The following is a 9,477-nucleotide window of genomic DNA, read 5'->3' as shown; positions in this document are numbered from 1 at the left end:
AGAAGGCGCCGACCCAAGTGGGCGCGGACACGCACTGGGCATGGGTCGATGCGAGCCTCTACCACACGGTGGCAGTGAGGAGGGACGGAGCCGTCTGGACCTGGGGCGCCAATCTATACGGCCAGCTGGGGAATGGGGGCGATAACGCAGTGGAGCGTTCCGCAACGGATAGGCACGGATACGAACTGGAGATCCATCACTACCAACGACATTCACACGGCGGCGCTGAAGAGGGACGGGACGCTCTGGACTTGGGGCTGGAACGTCTGGGGCCAGATCGGGGACGGCACGATCGCGCCGCGGTTCACGCCCGTGCAGGTGGCATCGGCCACGAGCTGGGCGTCAGTCGTTCCAGGCGGCGGATACACGCTGGCGGTCAAGACGGACGGGACGCTCTGGGATTGGGGCTCTGGCCCGCGCTCCGATATTGACCTCAACCCACCGACGGTCCCGCTTCAGGTGGGAACGGACACGCACTGGGCGTCGGCAGCCGCAGGAAACTTTCATTCGTTGGCCATCAAGACGGACGGAACGCTCTGGTCCTGGGGGTGGAACGGCGCTGGCCAGCTCGGGGACGAGACGACGACGAATCGGAACGCGCCGGTGCAGGTGGGGATGGAGACGCACTGGGCGTCGATTGCCCCGGGTCTCCGTCATTCGATGGCCATCAAGGCCGACGGGACGCTCTGGGCGTGGGGCAGGCAGCCAGTCGGCAACCTGGCGACGCCTGCTCAGCTCGCGCCGGTGCAGGTTGGAACAGACACGCAGTGGGCGTCGGTAGCCGCGGGTCCCGATCATTCGATGGCCATCAAGACGGACGGAACGCTCTGGACCTGGGGCTCGAACGCAAGCGGGCAACTCGGGGACGGCACGACGACGGATCGGACGGATCCGGTGCAGGTCGGCACGGACACGAACTGGGCTTCCGTCTCCGGGGGCGACTCACACACGATTGCGCTGAAGACGGACGGAACAGTCTGGGGCTGGGGTTGGAACGGCTTCGGCCCGCTCGGCGAAGCGAGCACCGCACCGCAGAACACGCCCCAGCTAATACCGTAGGCGCTCACCGCGCTGGCACGGCGCGCCAGGGCAGGACGTCATGAAGCTATACGCGTGAGCATTCAAACCGCTGCCGGGGACTGAAGTAATGGGTGGAAGGATACCTGCCGTCGCCGCGAACGAGAGCGCGACGGCAGCCAGGACCCTCCGCATGCGCCCGACCGTATCACCAGCCAGGAAAGACAATCGCCTCGGACATCCGCGGGCGCTCAGCACTCCTTCAATTTGCGCGCCGGTTGACCGCGGCGGGCCCGGCGGCGGCCGTTCGCACTTGCTTCTTCCGCAACTGCGATCGCAGCGACAAGAAGAACGCATCCTGCGAACGTTGCTGCGCCAGCAAGGTCGCCCGCGTCGCCTGCGCGCCGGCCTTGTCGCCGGCCTTCTCCTGCGCGATGGCCTGATGGAAGTGGCAGAGGTCGAACGTCGGCACGCACTTCTGCATCTCTTCCGCCGCGGACTTCGCGTCGCCGTTGACGAGCTTGAGAACTCCCCGGCCCCACCACATGGCCGACTGGGCGTTGAGGTCGTTCGGCGACTCCGCCGCGTCCTTCTCGAGCATGGCGAGCGTCTTCTGCGCCTCCGCGATGTTCTTTCCGAAGCCCTGCGCCCACATGGCGGCGATCCAGGTACCGCGCTTCAACCCCTTGCGGCCGGCATCCGAGAGCGGCTCCTTGTCGGTGCGCGCCAGGGCTTCCGCCGCGTGCTTCTGGCCTTCGCCGTACTTGCCGAGAAGGTTCGCCGCGAACGAACGGTTCATCGCCGCCACGACGTAGAAATTCGGGTTCTTCCGGGCCCGCGCCTCTTTCTCCAGCGCGCTCGCGGCCTGCATCGCGCCCTGGTACTTCCCTTCGGCGGTATAGCCGAGCAGCTCGAAGAGCATCAGGCCCATCCGCTCGTTGTCGTCCTTGGACAGCGAGCGCGCCTTGGCCAAATCGCGGTGGGCTGGGGCGTATTGCGACCGGTAGTACTCCACGTTGGCCAGCGCGGCCACCGGCTTCGCGTCCGCGTTGGGCAGCGCCGCGGCCTTGCGCGCAGTCCGCTCCGCCTCGTCGAGGTTGCCAGCGGTGATCAGCGCATACGCGTAGTCGGCCTGCGCGGCCGGATCGTCGGGCCGCATGTCGGCCACCTTCTTCTGCGCCTCCGCCGCGCCAGCCCTGTCGCCCTGCTCGATGGCGATGGCGGCCAGCGTGGCCCACACGGAGACTGCCTTCGGATTCAGCGCTGCCGCCTTCTCCAGATAACCCTTTGCCTCTTCCGCTTTGTGCCCGAGGAAGAAATCCGTCGTGCCGACGTAGACGTGTGCGCGCCAGTCGCGGGGGGCGAGCTCGAGCAGCTTCAGTTGCAGCGCGCGGGCCTTCTCAGAATCGGCATGCTTGTTGGCGGCCCAAGCGGCCAGCTCGGTCCGCTCCGCCTCCGGAAGCGACGCTCCGGCCTGCGCGGCGGCGTCCACCTTCTGCATCGATTCGGTGCCCGGAGTGATGGCGTAGAGCAGCGCCTGGGCGAGCAGCAGGTTCGGATCGCGAGAGAGCGCCTTCTTCGCCGCGGCGCGCGCGAGGTCACCATGTCCGGCGAAGAGTTGATCGAAGGCCTCGACGTAGTCGGCCGCAGCCTCGGAGGAAGTGGTGGTGATGCTGATGATGCCGCCTTCCGGAGCAGCGGCGAGGAGCGCGAACGCGCACAGCGATGCGAGCGGCGTCATGGAAGTCCCCCTTCGAGCGCTGAACATCGCTACGCTGGAGGCATTCCCGCATTTCAAGCTCGGCGCTGCATCAGCCTCGGTGAGCCCGGCACGGCCGTCATGCCACGGTCAGGTCATCGCGAGGAGGGTGTGCAACTGACCGACGACGGCCGCGCCTTCGCCGACTGCCGCGGCGACACGTTTCGCGGAGCCTGAGCGGACGTCACCGACGGCGAAGACGCCGGGAACGCTGGTCTCGAGGGTCCTCGCCTCGCGCCTTTGGCCGGTGACCACGAACCCTTTGTCGTCGAGCGCGATGCGGCAGGAGCGGAGCCAACCGGTGTTCGGGTCGGCGCCGATGAAAGCGAAGAGGTGGCGGATGGGTTTTGCGACTTCTGCCGCCCCCTCGCGCCAGGCGATCCCCGCAAGACCGGTGCTCGGTTGGCCATCGAGGCGCGTGATTTCGCACCCCTCGTGGATCGCGACGTTCGCCTGCGCGCGGACCCGATCGATCAGATAACGCGACATTGTCTGGTGCAGCGGACGGCGGACGAGCAGGTGGAGTTTGGCGACCTTGCCGGCGAGGAAGACGACTGCTTGGCCAGCCGAGTTGCCGCCGCCGATGAGGGCAACTTCCTGCTTGGCGCAGGCTTTCGCCTCGACGGGAGACGCCCAGTAGTACACGCCACGCCCCTCGAAATCCTTGAACCGCGGAATCTCCGGTTTGCGGTAGCGGGCTCCGCTGGCGATGACCACGGTGCGGCAGCGTACGGTCTCGCCGGTCGAGAGATCGAGCTCCGCGGCCTCGTCGAGGTTGCGTCTGTCGCAGCGGAGACCTACGACCGCGACCTGCATGCCGATCTCGGCCCCGAACTTGGTCGCTTGGTTGAACGAGCGGCTCATCAAGGCGTGGCCGCTGATGCCGGTCGGAAAGCCCAAGTAGTTTTCGATGCGTGCCGAGGCCCCGGCCTGGCCGCCGTACACCACGGCTTCGAGGACGACGACCGACAAGCCTTCGGAGGCTGCGTAAACCGCGGTGGCGAGCCCGGCAGGACCGGCGCCGACGATGGCGACGTCGTAAACCGTCGTCGTGTCGATGGCGCGCGTGATGCCGACGTGACGCGCTGCCTCGGCGTCGCTCGGGTTGCGCAGGATCGAGCCGTCGCGGCCGATGACGATCGGAAGGTCGTGCTCTTGCACCCCAAAGCGGGCAGCGATGCCGACGGCGCCTTCGTCGACGCCCGGGTCGAGCAGCGTGTGCGGGTAGCCGTTGCTGGTGAACAGGTTTTGCAGGCGCATGACGTCGCGATCGCCGGCGCGGCCTAGCACGATCGTGCCTGCGCTGTCGGCTGAGAGCATTGCGACGCGCCGCAAGATGAAGGCGCGCATCAGGATCTCGCCGATCTCGAGGTGAGCGATGATGATGGCCCGTACGCTCTCGGCGCTGAACGGAATGACGTAGCAGCCACCAGGCCCCGCTTTGGCGTCTACGATGACAGGTAGGTTCCTGAGCAGGTTCACCTCGCCGCTGAATTGACCGGGCTCGAACGTGGCCAGGAGCATCTCGTTGCCCAGTCCGTCCTTGCGGATGGCGTCGATGCTGCCGTCGAGGACGAGGAACATGGGTGCCGGCGTCCCCGCGGTGAAGACCAGCTCGCCCGGTGCGAAACGCCGAGGTGGCCCGCCGAAGCTGCGCATGATCTCGATCTGCCCCGGCTCGAGCACCGGCATGATCTGCGGCCGGCGGGCTTCGATGTCCTGGGGGTAGCGGACGGGCTCCATGGGTCCGCACAGTGGCGCGGCAGGGATGGTAGCGCAAGCGACGTGGCTAGTCCTGGATCGCTCGCTCCCGAACCGTCATCACCGTCGCGAGCATCGTCGCGACGAGCTTCTCGCCGTGACAAATCGGTCCATGTGCAGCGAGAACCCTTCGAGGGGCATGGCTGATCGGTAGGGTCCTCGTACTTGTGAATCACCCACGCTGACGCTGAAGGATCCGCCGTCACCCTTCTCGCTCGGGCGAGTCAAGAAGATCAGGCGCTCATCGGAGGTGCCGAGGCAGCCGTGCATGCGCTGGACAAACGTGATCATCCGCTCGAACCCGACGAAGGAGCAGGTGAGCTTCAGCTCATTTCGCCTGATCGGGATCTCCGGATCGGAGGCGCCAGAGCTGAAGGCGGCTGCGGAGCAGGGCTGCCTAGTGTTCTGCGGCGGAGGGCGCCCGCGCTTTCAAGGAGAACGAGTGCAAGTGGCCGATGTGGCGCGCCTGCAAGATGGCGGGGCTGCGCCTGATCAGCTGGCACGTCCTACGGCACACCTTTGAGGGAGGGCGGCCAAAGCCGCCCTCGCTCTTATTCCAGACTCCGGCAAGCGTGGGTGGATCAAGGTCAAAAATCGCGGCGCTCGCTCAATCGGCACGATGCTTACGCGAACCGTTGTGTAGCGCCCCTGGACGAAGGCGTGCGGTGGCGAGCGGGAGCCACCTCGAGACCGCCTGAATCTCCACCATCCCGCTCGGCAGCGAGCCATTCCTACGGCCGAACGGGCGTACTGTCCGCGTTCTCCGAAGATTTGTACGAACTGAGCTTGCCCCTTTCCTGAGATTCAGTCCTCACCGTCGAACTTCAGGATGCCGGCAGCGAACCAGTTCCGGTTGCCTGCATTGCGGATCAGCAGCACAGGGGTATTGCAGGACGCTGGCGGCCAGGGCGTCAGCACGTCGTGGATCCTGAAGTCCCCGTTCGCTTCGAGAGGAACCGGTTTCGTGTCGCGTTCGACGAATGGAGCCACGTTTTCACAAATGAGCGTGGCGAAAACATTGAGGGTGGCCGTTCCGCCCGTGGACGTCACCACGACCGCGGTCCCGACGGTGTTGCCCCCAGCGAACACCAGGCCCCGCCCATCGGCGTCGATGCGCCCATCGGCCTTCACCTCGGCCTTGAAATCGGCGATCGTCCACAGCTGGCCGGCGGGTTGCACGGTACGGACGATATTGCGGTTGACCGTCGCCGCTACAGGGGCTGGCCCAGGCGCGCTGGAGACGCTGTCTACCCCGATTCCGCCTTTGAATCTGACGAGCGAGTCGTCGGTCCGGCCGAGCGACGGCACGAGTGCGATCAGGCCGATTCCAAGGAGCGTCACAGTTCTCATGGCACAGCCTCCGCGTGGTAGTTGGCTTGTCCGCCCGCCCTCGGCGGCCGCGACCGGTTCATGGTCAACCAGCGATGTAGCCCCCAATTCGACCGGACAGGCCGGCCAGGGCATAGCACCAGCGTCGAATTTCAGCACCTCGTTTTGGAGCCGCACGGAACAGCTCCACCAGTCCTCCGGGGCCGCGCCCTCGCCGGCGCGGCCCCGCTTCGGCTTCGAGCCCTAGTGGCGATGCCTCGGCGCGAACGGAGCGATGGGCGAGCACGACGTAACCGAAATTCAGATCGTGGCCCACCCCGACCTTGCCGAGTAGCGGCGACGAGGGTACCGAATACCGCCAAACGCGAAGCCAGCCTGTTCGCGGTCGGCGAGTCACTCGATCACTGGCGGTTGGCGGTGCCCTCCGCCTTGGCGCCACACGCGAGTGCGTGGGCGCGGCGTCCTGTTGAAATCGGACGTGGGGGCGTGCCCCCGAACTTCTTTCGACGGGTGGCCGTGGTTTCTTTCTGTCTGATTGGTGGGGGCTCTGAGTACAGCACTGCATGCTTCTGATAACGTGTACAGCGTTGCTTCGAGGGGCCATGCCACGCGACCGCTTCATCCTTGTCTACACCTGCCTCACACTGCTGGGTTGTGGAGGAAGTTCGACTCCGACGGCGCAGCCGACGCCGCACGTGTCGAGCGGACTCAAGATCTTCCTCACGTCGCGCAAGCACGTCGCGGACTTCAAGAACGACCCGTACCTCAACGGCGACAGCGCCATTCACAAGGTTGACGACTTCTGCAACACGGATCCCAACCGCCCCGACGCGCACGCATACAAGGCGCTCCTCGTGGACGGCGTGAACCGTGATGCGAAGGCCCTGACCGACTGGGTTCTCAAGCCGAGCACGACGTACTACCGGCCGTACGACGACATCGTAATCGGCACGACGACCGCAGCGGCCATCTTCGGCGCAGCTTACGCACCGCTCACGAACGCCATCGCCGCCACCATCTCGCCGGCAGAGACCGGAACCGAGGCATGGACCGGCATCGCCAACTCGGGCGACTTCATGGCGGGCGATTGCTGCAACGGTTGGTCGGACGTGACGAACTCGTGGAGCGCGCGCTGGGCCATTCCCACCGCCAGGGACGGGAGCGCGTTTGGCACCAACGGGTTGGTCGGCTGCGCGGTTTACCAGTTTTGGATCTACTGCGTCGAGCAGCCCTGACGGCGGCCGTAGCGGGCCAGCGCGTTCCGCGAGCTACCGGCGGTGGTCGCAAGCGGTCGTTACCGGCCACTTATGGCAAGGCGGGAGCAGACAAGAACATTCTGCGCCGCTGCACCGACCAGCCCTACCGCGACGTGATGGAGGCGTATTCGACCTTCGGGTGGCACAGGTCCGCGCGCAGATCCAGCCGCTCCGAAGGTCGTCTAGCCGTGGTACGCGGTTGGTACGGCCGCACCGCGTCGTCGAATGAGAGAATTGGTGGAGGCGGCGGGAATCGAACGCGGATGCAGACCTCAACCAAGCTGTACCACGCCGTCCGCACCGGAGGGCGCGGACTGATGATCGCCGTCCTCTTCATCATACTGCGCTCCTGGGCGCTCGCTGGCCGGGCTGACGCTGACGGATGCACCTCCTCGGCACGGCCTCGAACGCTCCTCCGTCCCGCCGAGCGTAGAGCAGAGCCCATCGTTGCGACCTCGTGTTCGTGCTCGGGGCCGACAGCTGCTCACGTTGCGGTTGCGCTCAGTGGGGAGCTCATCGGGATGGCGCGACGAGACGAGCACCTCGTGACCCGCCTTGACCCAGAGCGTGGCGAGCGTGCCGCCGACCCTGGCGGCGCCGATGATGCCGATTTTCAGCGGATGCGCATCGGCCGGCTTGTTGTCTCGAGCGCCCGCCGCGATTGCGACGATCGCGATACAGATCGTGGCGAGGAAAGCACGCGCGCGATTGCACCAGATGGTCATCGGCTCAGCCTGAGGTGGGGCACGCGGGAGCGCCGGTGCGTTCAAGCGCGCCGGCGCTCCGGCGGAAGATTCACTTGAACCGCGCCCAGAGCGGGAGCTGCATCGACGGTCCCGTGGCGCCCGTCACCACCGCGTCGCCCTCGAAATCCTTGAACGGGCCGTTCAGCGTGACGTTACGCGCGGAGACCGTCACCGTGAATGTGGCTGTTCCGTTCGCGGCGATCATCAGCGTTGCGGGGCTGACGGTGAATCTCGCCGTGGCGGTCCCCGGCTGCGACACGGTCAGGTTGAACGTCTGCGCGGCATTGGTGACGTTCGTCACCGTGACCGTCTGGTTCGCCGTCGTGACTCCGTGGGCCTCGTGGACCCCGAATCCGACACTGGCGGGCGTGAACGCGGCGATGACGTTGCCCGCTTCGCTCAGGTCGATGAGGCCGCCGCCACGCCGGAGCACGCCTGCATCGGTGTGTCCGCCCGGCACCGTCGTGACGACGCGCTGCGCGGTCGTCACGAGCGCGGACTTGATCTGATCGGTCGTCCACGTCGGGTGCTGCGCGACTAGCAGGGCCGCCGATCCCGCCGTATGCGGCGTCGCCATCGACGTGCCGCTGAGGAGCGCAAATGTGCCCCCCGGGACCGAGCTATAGATGTTCACGCCCGGCCCCGTGATGTCCGGCTTCAGCGCGAACGTGCGGTCCACCGGGCCCGCGCTCGAGAAGCTCGCGATCGCATTCTGGTTGTTGGTGATGACTTCCCGCTGGTGCGAGCCGTCCACGGTCGCGGATTGCGCGGCCGACGCCGCCGCGCGAATCGCTTCCCGGTCAGAGAGCGCTAGCATCGCCGCCTGTATCGTCGGCTGGTTCGGCGTGCCGTCCTGGGCCATCGCAATGGGATCGCCGAGGGCGTTATTCACCACGAGGACCGCGACGGCCCCCGCCGATTGTGCGTTGCGGATCTTCGTCGAGAAGGTACACGTCCCGCGGTCGATGACGGCGAGCTTGCCAGACACGGTGCCCGCGATCGTGGTGCAGCCATTCGCCGGAGAAGCGAGCGCCAGAGTCGCCGTCACCGGCGTGGCGAAAGTGCCGAACTCGCCCGTTGCAGCGCCGAACGTCGAGCTGCCCGTGGTGACCGTGATGCCGATGTAATGCCGGTTGCTCGATGCCGCGGCGGTGATGACCCGATCCGCCTCGCCAGGCGACTCGATCGTCGAAAGTGCAGGACCCGCGTTGCCCGCAGCGACCGCCGCGACCACGCCGGCATCCGCGGCGTGGTTGAGGGCCGACTCGAGCACGTCGGGGTTCGCCTTGCCGCTCGGGTGGGAGCCGCCGAGGCTGAGGTTCAGCACGTCCATGCCGTCAGCCACCGCGTCCTCCACCGCCTGCGCGATGTCTTCCGACCGCGCGTTGCTGATGGGGCCGGGGAACACGTTGTAATTGCCGAGCCATACGCCCGGAGCAACGCCAGAGAGCGTCCCCGCCACCGGAACTGGCGTCGCACTCGCGCCCGGGAAGGGCACGCCGCCGATGGTCCCGGCCACGTGCGATCCGTGCTCCTGGACCGCCGTGCAGTCGAAGCCGTTCTGGGTGATCTTGTTGTCGTTGAAGTAATAGACGCGAGCGACGATCAC

The 9,477-nt window shown here is 66.6% G+C and carries 6 protein-coding genes and 2 pseudogenes; 3 read left to right on the top strand and 5 right to left on the bottom strand.

The window, feature by feature from the left end:
* The first annotated feature begins 17 nt into the window (after positions 1-17).
* A pseudogene (locus E6J58_00965) lies at positions 18-146 on the top strand (hypothetical protein).
* On the top strand, positions 133-1,059 hold the full coding sequence (locus E6J58_00960; GenBank protein TMB43407.1) for a hypothetical protein: 927 nt from the start codon (positions 133-135) through the stop codon (positions 1,057-1,059). The pseudogene E6J58_00965 and the gene E6J58_00960 overlap by 14 nt, the downstream one beginning before the upstream one ends.
* A 220-nt stretch (positions 1,060-1,279) precedes the next feature.
* Here E6J58_00960 and E6J58_00955 read toward each other — a convergent pair whose 3' ends face one another.
* The 3 genes from E6J58_00955 to E6J58_00945 all read right to left on the bottom strand — a co-directional run bounded on the left by E6J58_00955 (position 1,280) and on the right by E6J58_00945 (position 6,043).
* Positions 1,280-2,785, bottom strand: a complete 1,506-nt coding sequence (locus E6J58_00955; GenBank protein ID TMB43406.1) for a tetratricopeptide repeat protein — start codon at positions 2,783-2,785, stop codon at positions 1,280-1,282.
* Between the two features lie 81 nt (positions 2,786-2,866).
* A complete protein-coding gene (locus E6J58_00950) occupies positions 2,867-4,519 on the bottom strand; it encodes a cyclic nucleotide-binding domain-containing protein (protein TMB43405.1) in 1,653 nt (550 codons plus the stop codon).
* Positions 4,520-5,341: 822 nt separating this feature from the next.
* Positions 5,342-6,043 carry a hypothetical protein gene (locus tag E6J58_00945; protein ID TMB43404.1) on the bottom strand — a complete coding sequence of 234 codons (702 nt, stop codon included), beginning with the start codon at positions 6,041-6,043 and terminating at the stop codon, positions 5,342-5,344.
* A gap of 386 nt (positions 6,044-6,429) precedes the next feature.
* Between E6J58_00945 and E6J58_00940 the strand changes: the two genes are divergently transcribed.
* Positions 6,430-7,101, top strand: coding sequence for a DUF1554 domain-containing protein (locus E6J58_00940; GenBank protein ID TMB43403.1), 672 nt, complete (start codon positions 6,430-6,432; stop codon positions 7,099-7,101).
* A 530-nt stretch (positions 7,102-7,631) separates the two neighbouring features.
* Here the strand turns inward: E6J58_00940 and E6J58_00935 are convergent.
* Both E6J58_00935 and E6J58_00930 read right to left on the bottom strand, forming a co-directional pair.
* Positions 7,632-7,847 (bottom strand): annotated as a pseudogene (locus tag E6J58_00935) (hypothetical protein).
* A 70-nt stretch (positions 7,848-7,917) separates the two neighbouring features.
* Positions 7,918-9,477 (bottom strand): hypothetical protein, encoded by a 1,560-nt coding sequence (locus E6J58_00930; protein TMB43402.1) that lies wholly within the window; start codon positions 9,475-9,477, stop codon positions 7,918-7,920.

The sequence above is a fragment of the Deltaproteobacteria bacterium genome (assembly GCA_005879535.1).
Taxonomy (GTDB): domain Bacteria; phylum Myxococcota; class Myxococcia; order Myxococcales; family 40CM-4-68-19; genus 40CM-4-68-19.
Note: the sequence above shows the minus strand (reverse complement) of the source record. Positions and strands in the feature narration are given on the sequence as shown.